This is a genomic window from Brevibacterium marinum, assembly GCF_011927955.1.
Lineage (GTDB): Bacteria > Actinomycetota > Actinomycetes > Actinomycetales > Brevibacteriaceae > Brevibacterium > Brevibacterium marinum.
In genome coordinates this window covers 1101882-1116486 of the sequence record NZ_JAATJN010000001.1, presented here as the reverse complement: position 1 = coordinate 1116486, position 14605 = coordinate 1101882, and the positions used below count along the sequence as shown (strand labels likewise).

Sequence of the window (14605 nt, the reverse complement as noted above, 5' to 3'; positions counted from 1 at the left end):
CTTAAACACGTGTTTAATATTAAACATGCGTTCAACCTATGATGAGTCGAAGCCGAAGAAGCAGACAGCGGAGCAGACTCCGGGGGCTGCAGGAACGAAAGCCACCCGCTCCCCCAATGCTTCACCGGAGACAGCGACTGCCATCCGCACCGCCGCCATTGAACAGTTCTCCGCGCACGGGTTCGCGAAATCGACGATCCGCAGCATCGCCTCGGCGGCTGGGGTGTCCCCCGGACTCGTCATCCACCATTTCGGGTCGAAAGAGGGCCTGCGCACGGCCTGCGACAATCATGTCTTCGACGCCATCGCCGAGGCCAAAGCCGCGAATGCCGCATACGCGGCCCACGCCATGCAGATGATCTTCGAAGACCCGAGCATGGCCCTGAATATCAACTACCTCATGAAGTCCCTGCTTGATCCCAGCGAACACGGACAGCGCTATTTCGAGCATTACGTCGACCTCGTCGAGGGCTACATAGCCCATGGGTTCGCCGGATACACATTCCGGCAGAGCGAGGACCCTCGAGGCCAGGCGGCGACCATCGCGACGCTGGCGCTGGCCCCGGCGATGCTTGAACACCGACTGCAGTCATCTCTGGGCACGAATGACACAGCAGAGACGATGACTCGGCTCGCTCCTCACCTGCTCGACCTCTACCTCAACGGCGCCCTCGACGCGATCCCCGACGACGCATACACCGACCCCACCGATCCCTCTGGAGGCGATCAGCCATGACCACAGCGACGAACACCCCGGCGTCCACCTCGGCGAGCGCCGACCACAGCACCACAGCCATCTCCATGCGGGACGTGGTCAAGAGCTACGGTCGGGTGCGAGCACTCGACGGACTCAACCTCGACGTCGCCCGCGGCGAGGTCCACGGCTTCTTAGGACCCAACGGCGCCGGGAAGTCGACGACCATCAGAATCCTGCTCGGAATCCTCAAGCATGATGCGGGCCGCATCAGTCTCCTGGGCGAGGACCCGTGGGCGAAGGCGGTATCACTTCACCGCAGACTCGCCTACGTCCCCGGCGACGTCGAACTCTGGCCGGGCCTGAGCGGCGGGGAGGCCATCGATCTGTTCGCGCGGCTGCGCGGAGGGGTCGACACCCGCAAGAGGGACGAACTCATCGAGCGCTTCGATCTCGACCCACGCAAGAAGGGCAGGACCTACTCGAAGGGCAATCGACAGAAGGTCGCTCTGATATCGGCGCTGGCCTCGCACGTCGATCTGCTCCTGCTCGATGAGCCGACCGCCGGCCTCGACCCGCTCATGGAGGCCGTATTCCAACAGTGCATCCGAGAGGCGAAGGAGGAGGGTCGCACCGTTCTGCTCTCGAGCCACATCCTCGCTCAGGTGGAGGCGCTGGCGGACCGGGTGGCGATCATCAGGTCCGGCCGGATCGTCGAATCCGGTGCGCTGGCGGATCTGCGTCACCTGTCGCGGACGACGGTCACCGTGCAGGTGGAGACCGACATTCCGCAGCTGATGGACATGCGCGGCGTCCACGACCTCGTCCGCGAGGGCGCGCAGCTGCATTTCAGCGCCGACACCGCCGAACTGCCCGCCATCATGCGCACCCTCGGCGATCATGACATCCGGTCGCTGACAGCGACCCCGCCCACCCTCGAACAGCTGCTGCTGCGCCACTACGGCGACCCGACCGGCACCACCCCCGACGACGCAGACCCTGCCGATCGCAGCGAACCTGCGGGTGCCGACACCACGTCCGGCACAGGAATACTCATCCGGGAGGAATCATGACTCTGCTGACGAGCTCCGACGGCACTCACCGCCACAACGAGTCACGACCCCACGATTCCCGCCACGGGCGTCATGCAGAAGACCGCGTGGGCTCCGAGGCAACCGGTTTGTGGATCCTGCTGCGGCTCATGGTCAGACGAGACCGGTGGCGAGCGCCGATCTGGATCCTCGGTCTGGCCGCTCTCACCGCCTACTTCGCGAATGCCATCGCCGTGGTCATGGACGACGGCACGCTGGCGTCGATGGTCGTCTTCGCGAAGAATCCCGTCATGGGCCTGATCACCGGGCCCGGCTACGGACTCGACGAGATCACGATTCCGCGATTCGTCGTGGGCATGTACGGAGTCTTCCTCATGCTCGGTATCGCAATGATGTCGATCACGACGATGACCCGGCACACCCGCGCCGAGGAGCAGACCGGTCGGGCGGAGCTGATCCGGGCAAACGTCACCGGTCGCCATACGCAGCTCCTCGCAGCGCTCATCGGCACCCTGGTCATGAGTCTCGCGGCTGGATTCCTCATGTCCCTCGCGTTCTTCTTCTCCGAGGCCCATCCCGATCCTCTCTCCTCCGCGCTCCTCTTCGGCGCGGGCATCGCCGCGGTCGGATGCGTGTTCGCCGCGGTCACAGCTGTCACTGTGCAGCTGACGTCATTCGCCCGCGCGGCATCGGGCATCGCCGGTGCGGTGCTGGCGGCGACGTTCGTCGTCCGCGGCCTCGGCGACATGTCGGCCGTGGCCGGCGGCGACCTGGCGTGGTTGTCCTGGCTCTCGCCTCTGGGGTGGTCGCAGCGAACGGCCCCGTACACCCTCGACCGGTGGGCGCCACTGCTGCTCTCGCTGGCAGCCGTCGTCGTGCTCGTCGGCCTGAGCATGTTCCTCCAGTCGCGCCGTGACCTGTCGGCCGGAATCTTCGCCGACCGTCTCGGCCGCGCCCGTGCCTCGTCGTCCCTGTCGACGAGCACAGGCTTGGTGTTCCGCCTGCAGCGGGCGAACCTGGTCTGGTGGTCGATCGGGATCTTCACGATGGCCGTGGTCTTCGGATCCTTCACCGGGGCCATGGAAGAGGGCGCGGACGGCATGCCGCCGGAGATCCTCGACCTCATGGGCGGCTCGGGTGGGATCGTCGACGGCTACCTCGGCTACATGTCCCTCTACTTCGCCATGATCGTGGCCGCCTACGCGATCATCGCCGCTTCGAGCCTGCGGGCGGAGGAGTCGGGCCTGCGCACCGAGCCCGTGCTCGCCACCGCCGTCGGCCGCGGTTCGTGGGTGCTGTCGTGGACGCTCGTGACGCTGCTCGGCTCGCTCTGGCTGATGATCCTCGCCGGAGTGGGCGAGGGACTGGGCGCGAGCGCGTCGACCGGGGATTGGTCGCTCATGGGTCCTGCGGTCCTCGGTCATACCGCGCAGACGGCATCCGTGTGGATCCTGCTCGGACTCGCCGTCGCAATCTACGGGTTCGCGCCGAGGCTGCAGGGCCTGGTCTGGATCGTCTTCGTCTGCGCCGCTGCTTTGGCCCTGTTCGGGCAGATGATGCGCCTCGACCAGGCTGTCCTCGACACCTCCGTGTTCGTCCACATCGGACAGTACCCGGCCCAGGATCTGTCCGCCGAGGCGGTCGTGGTCCTGACCGCGGCGACCGTGGTCCTCGTGGCCCTCGGTGTGCTCGGGTTCCGGCGGAGGAACCTCACGACAGCGTGAGGAACCCCATCGCGCGGGCACGGGTGAGCACTTCGCTCCTGCCTGAGACCTCGAATTTGCGGTAGAGGGCCGAGAGCCGGTTCTTCACGGTGCCCGTCACCTGGTGCAGCTCGGTCGAGATCTGGGGGATGGACAGCCCCTGGGCCAGCAGATCGAGAAGCTGCGCCTCTCCGGAGCTCAGCTGGGGAAGGGTTGCGCTGCTGACGGCGATCGGCCCGACCGTGCGCAGGTTCGCGATGAGTTCATCGCGATCGCGGTACTGCCCGGAGAATGCCGCGAATGCATCGTTGAAGACCACGTGGTCTGCCGTGAGGTCGAGCAGACGGTTCCGGTCAGGCTGCGGCAGCAGCACCACAGGCAGAAGGGTGCTCACCCAAGTCGCCAGGCCGATAGCGGTGACGAATTCGGCCACGGCTTCGGCCTCCCGGCCGGTCCGCAGCAGCGCGGCGGACTTGATGACGGCCAGTTCGGCTCGTTTGGTCGGCGTCAGGCTGCGATTGTAGAACCAGGTGTCGGCCAGGGCGATCGCATTGTCGAATCGTCCGGCGACGAATTCGACACGGACCTTGAGCACGATCCGTGCATCCGAAGTCTGTGACATCCGTTCGAGTTCGACCTCGGCCCATTTGAGCTGTCCCAAGCTGATGAAGACCATGCTCCTGCTGGCCGCCAGCAGATCCCGACCGGTCACGGACATTCCTGACGGGTCCCGATGCTTCTCGACATCGTCGTTGACGAACAGGAGATTCGACTCGGTGGTCGCCGTCAACAGGGCGATGGTGCGACCGATGACGGGCAGATATGCCCACAGGGACCGGTTCTCGGGGTAGGCGGAGAGCTCGGCCATCTCCGTTTTCGCCCGACCGAGGTCGAGCCTGTCGAGTGCTCTCAGAGCCAGGGCGACGTGAGCTGCCGGATGCACCAGTTCCTCGACGATGATCGGATCGTTCAGGTCCTCGTCGATTCGGGTCAGGAACTGGTCCGCACGTTCGTGATCTCCGCTGGCCACCGAGGCCAGAGCCGTCCACGCGATCACGGCCGGGAGGAGGAAGTCCCCTTCGACATGACTGCTGGTGGCATCGGATTCGAGTTCGGACAGAATCGACACCGAACGTCGGAACTGGGAGCTGTGGAACAGGCTGATCGCGGTCAGGAGCCTCACCACCATCTGTGCCCATCGACCATGTGGTTCCGCCGACCAGGCCAGACCGAGTGATGCGGCCTCGTCGTGGCGTTCGTCCCTCGTCAGCGCGACCAGGCGGGCCAATGTGGAGATGAACCCCTCCTCGGCGGACTCTCCGAGCAAGTGTCCAGCCGCTTGAGGAACGTGTCCGGCACCGGCCTGAGGGAGGTGTCCGGCACCGGTCTGATGGAGGTCGACCGGCTCACCGTCGAGTTCGGAGGGCTGCGATGGGCCCGGACCCGTCCTCGGCGAGGTGGTTCCTCGGTCACCGGGGCCGGGGAAGAACGCTCGCATGCGTCCGGCCCTCGTCTCCTCCACCACGACGTCCCGAATATCGGCTCCGGAGCTGCCGTTGGCCAGACGGTCGAGCACATCGTCGGTCAGAGCGGCCAGGAAACGGAGATCTGGTGCCGCGACGAGAGCCTGCGTCGGCAGGTGCCCGAAGGCTCTGCACGTCGCGCGTGGAGCGATGAGGAACATCGGCAGTCCGACGGACTCTTGGACCCGCGCCAACTGCGACCACTGCTCGAACTTCCGAGCGAGCGTGAGAACGTCGTCGAGAATGTGCGCGTCGACGATCTGCGCGTTTTCGACGTGATCGGCCAATCCGCTCACGAGCGCGGCAATGAGCGACGGGGCCGCCGGACGCTTCGACAGCTCCCGACGCAGGGCACCGGCGATGAGATTGGGAATCCGATAGAGCTTGCGCTCGTCGTCGGTGTCCACGGACACGAGGATTCCCTCCAAGCGCAGGCGCATGAGCAGGCCCTCCGGATCGCGGAGACTCATCTCACCGGCCATTCGCGATCCGACCATGGCCACGACCAGCAGCGCTGTCTGCCGAGTGAAGACCCCGAGATGGGAGAGCACAGCCGCTTGGCAGGTATCCGCCTGGGCCAGACCGAGATCGAGCCTCGGTGCCAAGCCGGCGACATGATCGGCGAAGCTCGACGAAGCGACATCATGGGACACGGACAGTTCGGATGCGTCCTCACCGGCGAACACGCCGCCGATGACCCCGACTGCCGCACGACCGAGGCTCAGACGTCCACCGCTGGCAGCGAAGAGTTCCGTTGCCATGATCCCCTCTTCGAGCCCGAGCTCCCGAGCGAACTCCGAGGGGTTCGCGCAGACTTCCGGTGTCTGACTCGGCCCGGACATTGACGTCATCACTCCCTGCTCTCCATATCGGTGGTCCCACTCGTCATCGCCGAATCGATCCCTGATTCGGGCACCTGGCTGCGTCGACGGCGAGTCAGTCGACAGCGACTCAGCAGTGAGGAGATCCATGGCCCGGGTCCTTTCTCCGGTGATTCGGCTGCGGACCGCCCACGCTGACGAGTCAGCGGAATCGACCGGTCCCACGCTGGCGCCTCCTAATCGACCGGGCCAACGCTGGCTTTCATTGTCGACCGAAAATCACCGGGCAGGTGGAAAGAATCACAGAAGTGGCGGAGAGACAGGAGAAGCTGACGGTTCACCGCAATGACCGCAAGCGCCCGAGGGGAAGCAGGCGAGTTCGGCCGGAACGGGCCCGAGAATCACAGCGCTCGGTGCGGTTTGCCGTCAACATCACGCAGTTCGTCCCGATCCCATGGATTGCCTGACCCGACCGGCATACGCTGGGCCGATGTACACGCTTCGAACGGTCACGCCCGAGACCTACTGGCGATTCCTCGATCGCGCCTCGACTCGGGCCCGCCACACAGTCGGCTATCAGCAGACACCGGAGTGGGCGGAGGCACGGGGCGCCGCCTGGGACCCTGAGCTGCTGGGGTGGTTCGATGCCCACGGTGTCATGAGCGCAGGTGCCGTCGTCCGATACCGGAAGCTGCCGGGCTCGGACCGACGCTTCGCCTTCATCCCTCAGGGCCCCGTGCTCGAGTGGAGCGCAGCCGACCTCGACAGTCTCCTCACACCGCTGCGGGCCTACCTGATGACGCGCAGGGTCTTCGCGGTGCGCATCACTCCCCCGCTGAGTCTGAGGCGGTGGGATGCTGCGACCGTGAGAGCCGGTTTGTCGAATCCCGCCATCACCCGTTTCAGCCAACTCTCACCCGACGGACTCGACGATGCAGGCCTCGACCTCGTCGACGTCCTGAGTCGTCTCGGGTGGCGTCGGGCGCCGGGCGATGCGGCCACGGATGCGAGCCAGCCCAGGCTCAATTTCTGGCTCGACCTGCACTGCGGAAGCGAGGAGGCGGTTCTGGCGGCTATGACGAAGGCGTGGCGGAAGAACATCCGCAAATCGGAGCGAGCCGGAGTGACAGTCGGCCTGGGCACCGATGACGACTTGCCTCAAGCACATCGGCTCTATGCTCAGACAGCGCATCGCAACGGCTTCTCTCCGCAGCCGATCGACTACTTCACGACGCTGTGGACCTGCCTGGGCCAAGGCTTCCCAGGTCGTTTCTCGATGCACTTCGCGCGGCATGAAGGCGACGTGCTCGCGGCGAGCGCGACGGCCCAGGTCGGCCCGCGCGCACAGGGCATCTTCGCCGCAACCGGCACCGCTCGGCCGCAGGCGAAGCCCTCGAACGCCCTCTATTGGGCGATCATCCGGCAGGCGATCGTCGACTCCGCCGAAGTCTTCGACATCGGAGGAGTCGATGACACCCTCGACGAGGCGGATCCGGCTTCCGGCCTGGTGCGCTTCAAGGCCGATATGGGTGCCGATGCGCACGAGTACATCGGTGCCTGGGACCTGCCTCTCGAGCCCTGGTTCTACGCGGCATTCACGCGACTGCTGCCGGCGTACACCGGCACCTCGAATCTGCTTCGTGACGGTGCCGACGCACTGCGCAGGCTTCCCGCCCGGTTGCGCCGGCTTTCCGTCCGGCCGCGCCGGCTTTCCGTCCGGATGCGCAGCCGGGCGGGTCGACAGATGCAGGATCCGGCACATGCCTAAGGGACCCTTCATGCTCGTGACTGTCGGCAACATCGTCTCTGCCGCGGCACAGTGGTACATCGTCTGGCTCTTTGCCCGGCAGGACGGGGCACATGCGGTCGGACAGTACTCCGGTCTGCTCGCCATTCTCACTCCGATCTTCATCACGACGCAGCTGGGTCTGCGAAATCTCTACATCTCCCTCCAACGGCACGTGCGATGGCCCGTCTACCTCGGTCTCAGGCTGACGACCGTCCTGCTCTCGGTGGTGGCGGGGCTGGCAGTCATCTGGCACCTCGGCGGGATCTTCGACTGGCAGCTGGCCATGGCGATCCTGCTGATCAAAGTCAGCGATTCCGTAGCCGATCTGTTCTTCGCCCGCTTGCAGAAGGCCGAACGACTCAGTGCCTTCGGCATCCTCCTCATCGCCGACGCCTTCGTCACCACCGCGGTCGTGACGTTCGCAATGCTCGCCACCTCGTCGGTGATCGTCGCGCTCTGGGGTGCGGCAGCCGTCTCGATCCTGGCCGCGTTCTCGACCGGGGCCCTGGGCTTGCGTTCCCCCGATCCGATGGCGCCGGGCCCCGCCGCGTCGCAGCAGGTGCTCTCACGGTTTCGGACTGTGCCTGGGGACGTGGGTGCGCTTCTGCGGGCCGGTGTCCCCCTGTCCCTCATGCAGGGCATCTATTCGCTTCTGTCCTACGTTCCGCTCGGCGTCGTCGGCCTGTTCGGAGCGCCCGATGATGTGGGACGCTATGCCTCGGCGGCCTATCTCGTGGTGTTCGCCAATCTCGTGGGCGCCTCGGCTGAAACGGTGCTCCTGCCGGGGTATCGTCGCCGTTATCAGGCCCGAGGCAGAATCGTGCTCTTGAGAAGCGTCACGGCAACGAGCGTGGTCACGTTCATCGCTCTGACTCCGCTGGTCGTCCTCGCCGTCCTCACCGGCCCCAGACTTCTGGTCAGCGTCTACGGAGCAGACTTCTCGATTTCGCGGACCGCTGTGCTGTTCCTGGCTCTGGCCGCCTGCATCACGATGCCCACATACATGATCTCGGCGATGCTGTTGATCCTCAACCGGTACTGGGCGACAACGGTGATCGGGGCTGCCTCGGTTCTCTGCGTCCTCGTCTCCGGGGTGATCGCAGGGTTCTCGGGCATGGAGGCGGTCGAAGCAGGATGCCTTGCCGTATTCGTCGGTTCCTCCGTCCGTTACGTGGGAGAGCTCGTCCTCTGCCGTCTCTCACGGTGGCCCGGGCAGGGCTCGGCGACGCGTTCAGCGAATGCTGAAGTTCTCGAACGTTCCGAAGTACGCGGCCCAGATCAGGAGTCCGATGACAAGGCCCGGCTTCAGTAGCATCTGGCCTCTGCCCTCATAGCCGAGGAACGGCACCGCCATGACCAGAGGCGTCAATGACCACGAGTAGACCGCCAGGCGGTCACCGAAGTAGAGGAAGCCCAGTGCAATGTAGTAGCAGTTGAGAAGCACATAGGCCTTGACCAACGTCGAATACCAGTCGGGGAGGAAGGTGAGCTTCTTGACGGCCACGTAGCCGAAGATCACCGGCACCGCACTCATCACCCAGAAGTCGAGTCGATTCGTCCCGCCGGTGTACTCCACGATCACTTCGGGGTCGGAGTAGGTCTCGATGTCGCTGAATACGTTCCCCAGCGGGCCCGCCAGCGTTTCGTTCGACCCGGTCAGATAGGTCACCGTCAACAGGCACCAGACGGCCAGGAGGATGCTCAGTCGCAGGCGGAACAGGCGGAGCGCGAGGATGAGGATTGCCGCCACGGCCGCCGACCAGTGGAAGAGGAGGCCGATGAGCAGGAGAAGGACCACCCACCGGACCTTGGCCCGTCTGAAGACCAGCGCCGCTGCAAGCAACAGGAACGAGATCGACAGCCCCTGTCGAAGCAGGAAGCTCGAATAGTTCGTGAAGAACCCGAAGCAGAAGGTCAGGTAGAACACGACGGTCGTCTGCCACCCGGTCCCGAGCATCACCCACAGGGTGATGGCGAGCATCAGGCTGCACGCTGCTGCCGCGATCATGAAGAATACGCGAGCGTCGTGGGTGAATAGCCCGATCGTCCAGTTGAACAGCAGAAACGCGGGTTCACGTCCCTCGGTGACGAAGCTGTCGAACACTTCGCCGAAGGGCGCGAAGCTCAGCGACTCGAACTCCAAGGCGTACCGAGACTTGTCGATGATGTCGAAATTGCCCTGAGCGGCAACATAGGTGTTGATGCAGATCAAGGAGGCGAGGGGGAACACCGCGTTGCTCCAATGCCTGACATAGCGCAACTGCCCCAGAGCCGTGAATGCCAGGACCCAGACGGTGACGAGCACGAACCATGCGGTGATCATGAGCTCACGTCGCATCCGCGCTGAATCGGCGTTCCCAGCTGATCAGCGAATCGAGCGCCGGCACCATCTGGTCGAACATCTCCGTGTACACGGCATCCGAACGGCCATAGGGATCGATGACGTCGTCGGCCGTCTGCGAGTCCGGTGCCGGGCGACGATAGCGTTGGGTCAGGGCCGCGAGCGAATGCCATCGCTGCGCAGGCTGGGTCCTGGACTCGGGGGGAACCAGCGGCAGGATCCGAGCGAACTCTCGAAGGGTGAAGGTTCGCCTCAGGGCCGCAGGAGCCAACTGCACGACCGCGCTCCGGTGCGAGCGTTCCATCGTCAGCACGAGATCAGCGTCCTCGATGTGCTCGGGCCCCAGCCTTGTGGAAGCGAAGTCCGAGAGGGACACGTCTCGCTGTTCGGCGAAACGTCGGACCTGCACGGCGGCAGGACCTCCGTCCCAGGCCCCGGTTCCCGCGCTCGTGACCCGAAACTGCCCTGGAGCGACTTCGTCGAGGCCGTCCCGCAGGAGATATTCGGCAAGAGGAGATCGACAGATATTGCCGGTGCAGACCAGAAGGATTCGAAATTCGGGGTCGGTGACATCCCACCGGCCGCTCATCTCAGCGCCCCTGTCAGCCTTGCCAGGTGGAACATCGGGAGGACGCCGATGGCGTTGTACGCCAGGCAGAGCATTCGCCTGCGACCGCCCAGTCCGCTGGCGTCCACAGCGGGAACCCTCGTTCTGTAACGCCGAGCCGTGCGGAGCCGGTCACGACGCGGAAGGTCACAGTCGTGGTGATGAAGATCCTGCATGCACGAGAGCACATTCTTTGCTCTGATGTACTCGGCAGCGGCCACAAGCTCAGGGGCTCCGCTCGTCGCAGCCCATTTCCTGAGCTCATCGTTGACATACATGAGATCTGCGAACTTGTCCGGCAGATACCGTCTGGTCGCGGAGTCTGCGTTGTCACAGCGGTAGAGATAGCCGTCGATCGGCAGGATCCGGACACGGTCCGCGCCGCTCAGGCACGCCACATTGAACAGCAGGTCCTCGCCCATCCTGATTCCTTCGGGGAAGGAGCACCCCTCGTTCGTGATCAGCGAACGACGGTAGGCCTTGTCCCACACCGCGTTCGCGCTTTCGTCGAGGACCATGCCGGCGATCGATTCCGTGTCCAGCACTGTGTCCTGAGCTTCTCGTATCATCGCTTCCACGGAACGGGGCTCCTCCGAGGTGCGCAGTCCTGCAGCGCCCGCCCCTGCCCGCCTGCGGACACCGTAGCCGACGAGATCCACTCGTTTTCCGACGAGATCCGCTCCTTCGCCGGTGGGGCCCGCTCCTTCGCCGTCGAGGTCCGTTCCTTCCCAGTCGAGGCCCGCTCCGTCCCCGCCGAGGCCCGTTCCGCCCCCGTCGAGATCCGTTCCGTCCCCGGCGCGCACGACTGCTTCGACGAGCACCGGATCTGCGAATGCGTCGTCGGCGTCGACGAACATCACCCACTCCCCTGAAGCGGCGGCGAGACCGCGGTTCCTCGCCGCCGAGACCCCCTGATTGTCCTGAACGATGAGATCGATGCGCCCGTCCTCGGCGGCGAGGCGGCGAACGATGTCTGCTGTCGCATCGTGTGACCCGTCGTCGACGACAATGATCTCGAGGGGGAGGTGCGTCTGCGAGGTCACCGAACGCAGACAATCCGAGATCGTGTCCTCACCGTCGAAGACCGGGATGATGACCGATACGAGCACGGGACTCATGGTGTCCCATTCTGTGATTCCGAGGTGAGCCCAGGAGGGGACTGCCGGGCTCGATCTCCTCGAGCCGTGATGAATTGCGGTCCCACGACCACGTCTTCGAGAAACCGACGGATGCGCTCTGCCGAGTGAGAGACGTCGAGCGTCTCCCGGTCGAATCCCGGAGGCTGGAGCAGTGCTCCGGATACCCAGTCCGCCGCGATGCGGTCCGCCAAGGCTGTGGTGTCTGCGTCAGGGCTCAGGACTGCATGGGGAATGTCCCGCACACCTTTGACGTCGAAGGCGTATGCCCGCCGACCGACGGCAAGCGACTCGAGCATGACTCGTGGCAGGCCCTCCCAGGTCGCAGTGTGGATGAGCGAATGCGATGAGGCCAACTCTGCGGCGGCATCTCCTCGCCCCGGGGCCTCAACCTGTGATTCGAGGCTGAGGTCACGGATGCGTGCTCTCGTGCTCGTGAGCAAGTCGCCCTGACCGAGCATTCGGAGCGTGAACGGGATCCCCGCGTCCCTCAGTCTGAGTGCGAGGTCGAGTGCCAGCCCAGGTCGCTTCCGCGGACTGAACTCTCCGACCCACAGGAGACGGAGCTCCTGCACTGAGAGCGCCCGTCGGGAAGGCACCGGCGACGGCGGATAGGCTGCAAGATCGAGCCCGACACCCGCCGGCAGGTTCAGGACGCGGCGGTCGTCCAGTCGTGCTGCGAACCAGGCAAGATCGTCGGCATTGATCGTGATCACCCCTGCTGTGCGGGACAGCAGGGCGGCCTCCACGAACTGCCACAGTCGTTCGTCCGCGTGCCGTCCGGAATTCCAATGCAGCCCATGGCAGAAATAGACGACAGGGGCGCTGACCCGACTCATCCGCACGATGCTCGAGGCCGTCGCCGAATTGGTCACGACGACGTCCAGACGCTGCTCGTCCACCCAGCGTCTCAGTCCCTGACCGGCGCGGAGGATCCCGGGTCCGGGACGACGAGTCAGACCGTCGATTTCGACACTGCGCCCGTCATCGACGGGAGTCCCCGCAGCGACGGAGACCGTATGCCCAGCCGATTCCCACGAGGTGATGAAACCGGTGAAGAACGAGTCGATCATGTGTCCCATGCTGGCCAGCAGCCCGATTCTCATGATTGCCTCCGACCGTGGACCAGGGCTTCGGCCTCGGGCACCGATTCCTCGCTGCCGTCCTGGAGTGTGCCGCCCGCGGCTGCGCCGCCCTCATCCGCGGACGAACGGCCGAGCAGTCCTTCGCCGAATCGCCCGGGCCAAATGTGTGCCCGCGGCCCACCGGTGGACCTCCAGATTTCCCCGGCGAAGGCGTCGCGCGCCTTTGGGGCAGGAGTGTTCGGCGACGACCCTCGGGCGCTTCGATTGCGGTGCGTCCGCCTCACGGCCTTGTTCCCTGACCTTCCGGTTCGCGTCTGCGGGGACCGTCCTCCCTCATCCGGCTCGGTTCCGGATCCAGGATGTTGATCATCGTCGTACTCGGCGCCGACATCCTTTGCCCTCGACGCGTAGGGCAGATAGTAGCCACTCATCTCGATGCCCGATCGCGGCACCCTGTTGAGGATGAGGCTGATCGGAGCGCTGAGGACTTCCAGGCATCTCAGCGACTCCTGGAGGTCTGTGAGCCGAACGCGCCCGACTCCGGCGATGAGAAGGACACGTCCGACGATCTTCGCCAAGGCGAGACCGTCCGAGACCGGCAACAGCGGTGGTCCGTCGAGGATGACGACGTCGAATTCGCCGGTCAGCCGAGCAACCAATGCGCTCATCGCACGCGAATCGAGGAGTTCTGCCGGATTCGGCGGCATCACTCCAGCAGTGAGGATGTAGAGCTCGTCCTGCCCCCATGGCTGCAGCAGATCGTCCACATCGACGGCTCCGAGCAGTGCTGTCGTCAGTCCCGCCGAATTCTCCAGCCCTGTCTTCTTGGCGACCGTCGGCTGTCTGAGATCGACATCGACGAGTGCGACCCGTTTGCCCGCCTGTGCGAGAGCGATTGCGAGATTGATGCTCGTCGAGGACTTTCCCTCCTGAGCTTGGGCGGAGGTGACGAGAATCGCCGAATTCGTATCGTCGACCTGCGCGAATCCCAGGTTCGTCCTCAGGCGTCGAAATGCCTCACCACGTGGGTCATCAAGTGACAGGTCGGAGATGAGAGGGTGATCGCCGATGTTCGGATCATCAGGGATCGAGGCCAGTACAGATGCGGAGGTCAGTCCTTCGAGATCCTCGCGGCTGCGCAGTTTGTTGTCCAGAGCCGCCCTGAGCAGCGCGAGCCCGAGTCCGATGGCAAGACCGACGAACACACCGATGGCAACGTAGATCCACGCGGCGGGTCCGTCCGGTTCGAGGGGTGGAGTCGGCGGGTTGGACACTGTCATGCGTATTCTGCTGGTTTCATCCCCTGTCGGATCCTCCACGGCCTCAATGGCATCGACCAGGCTGTCGGCGACCCCGCGTGAGACGCTCGCCGCCTGGACCGGTGTCGCCTCGGTGGCTTCCACCGAGATGAGGACGGTCCGAGGGTCGCTGTACGCCGCAACGTGTCCGGCAAGCTCTCCGGGAGTCGTGTCGAGATCGAGATCGTCGATGACGGGACGCAGCACCGGCCCAGTCTGGGCCATATCGACATAGGTCTGTATCCGTTCCTGGATGAAGCTCGACCCCATCTGCAGTTCGTAGGGATCGCCCGAGGTCGCCACCGAGACGAACAGCTCGGTGCGTGCCGTATACGTCGTCGGCACGAGCGTATGCGCCGCAAAGCCGCCGAGCCCGCCGAGCACCGCGGCTATGACGAGCAGAGCCGCGTGGCGCCGCAGCAAGAGCAGAAATTCCTTAAGCTTCATTCTTCGTTCAGCTCCGATCGTGGACCGTGGGCGAATGTCGAAGGCATCGTCACAGCAGTCAGATGTGTCCCCGGGCCGGCGGCCGAAGGTGCGATCAGACTATCCGCGG

At 64.9% G+C, this 14605-nt stretch carries 11 protein-coding genes; 5 read left to right on the top strand and 6 right to left on the bottom strand.

Features of this window, described 5'->3' with window-relative positions:
* Positions 1-25: 25 nt before the first annotated feature.
* Genes BKA07_RS04860 through BKA07_RS04850 form a run of 3 tightly spaced genes read left to right on the top strand, consistent with a single transcriptional unit; the run spans position 26 to position 3470 of the window.
* Positions 26-736, top strand: coding sequence for a TetR/AcrR family transcriptional regulator (locus tag BKA07_RS04860; RefSeq protein ID WP_167949903.1), 711 nt, complete (start codon positions 26-28; stop codon positions 734-736).
* Complete coding sequence (locus tag BKA07_RS04855; protein WP_167949902.1) at positions 733-1767, top strand: ABC transporter ATP-binding protein; 1035 nt, start codon at positions 733-735, stop codon at positions 1765-1767. The genes BKA07_RS04860 and BKA07_RS04855 overlap by 4 nt, the downstream gene beginning before the upstream one ends.
* Positions 1764-3470, top strand: coding sequence for an ABC transporter permease (locus tag BKA07_RS04850; protein ID WP_209043866.1), 1707 nt, complete (start codon positions 1764-1766; stop codon positions 3468-3470). The genes BKA07_RS04855 and BKA07_RS04850 overlap by 4 nt, the downstream gene beginning before the upstream one ends.
* Here BKA07_RS04850 and BKA07_RS04845 read toward each other — a convergent pair.
* Positions 3457-5943: a response regulator transcription factor gene (locus tag BKA07_RS04845; protein ID WP_167949901.1), complete on the bottom strand. Its 2487-nt coding sequence runs from the start codon at positions 5941-5943 to the stop codon at positions 3457-3459. The two genes, BKA07_RS04850 and BKA07_RS04845, sit on opposite strands and share 14 nt — an antisense overlap.
* Before the next feature lie 340 nt (positions 5944-6283).
* Between BKA07_RS04845 and BKA07_RS04840 the strand changes: the two genes are divergently transcribed.
* Together BKA07_RS04840 and BKA07_RS04835 are read left to right on the top strand one after the other, a co-directional pair.
* A complete protein-coding gene (locus tag BKA07_RS04840) occupies positions 6284-7561 on the top strand; it encodes a lipid II:glycine glycyltransferase FemX (protein WP_167949900.1) in 1278 nt (425 codons plus the stop codon).
* Positions 7554-8894, top strand: coding sequence for a lipopolysaccharide biosynthesis protein (locus BKA07_RS04835; protein ID WP_167949899.1), 1341 nt, complete (start codon positions 7554-7556; stop codon positions 8892-8894). Before BKA07_RS04840 ends, BKA07_RS04835 begins: the two co-directional genes overlap by 8 nt.
* Here BKA07_RS04835 and BKA07_RS04830 read toward each other — a convergent pair.
* Genes BKA07_RS04830 through BKA07_RS04810 form a run of 5 tightly spaced genes read right to left on the bottom strand, consistent with a single transcriptional unit; the run spans position 8814 to position 14496 of the window.
* On the bottom strand, positions 8814-9920 hold the full coding sequence (locus BKA07_RS04830) for an EpsG family protein (RefSeq protein ID WP_209043865.1): 1107 nt from the start codon (positions 9918-9920) through the stop codon (positions 8814-8816). The two genes, BKA07_RS04835 and BKA07_RS04830, sit on opposite strands and share 81 nt — an antisense overlap.
* Complete coding sequence (locus BKA07_RS04825; protein ID WP_167949897.1) at positions 9910-10512, bottom strand: arsenate reductase/protein-tyrosine-phosphatase family protein; 603 nt, start codon at positions 10510-10512, stop codon at positions 9910-9912. Before BKA07_RS04825 ends, BKA07_RS04830 begins: the two co-directional genes overlap by 11 nt.
* Positions 10509-11648, bottom strand: a complete 1140-nt coding sequence (locus tag BKA07_RS04820) for a glycosyltransferase family 2 protein (RefSeq protein ID WP_167949896.1) — start codon at positions 11646-11648, stop codon at positions 10509-10511. Before BKA07_RS04820 ends, BKA07_RS04825 begins: the two co-directional genes overlap by 4 nt.
* On the bottom strand, positions 11645-12772 hold the full coding sequence (locus BKA07_RS04815) for a glycosyltransferase (protein WP_167949895.1): 1128 nt from the start codon (positions 12770-12772) through the stop codon (positions 11645-11647). Before BKA07_RS04815 ends, BKA07_RS04820 begins: the two co-directional genes overlap by 4 nt.
* Positions 12769-14496 (bottom strand): tyrosine-protein kinase domain-containing protein, encoded by a 1728-nt coding sequence (locus BKA07_RS04810; protein ID WP_167949894.1) that lies wholly within the window; start codon positions 14494-14496, stop codon positions 12769-12771. The genes BKA07_RS04815 and BKA07_RS04810 overlap by 4 nt, the downstream gene beginning before the upstream one ends.
* Between the last annotated feature and the right edge of the window lie 109 nt (positions 14497-14605).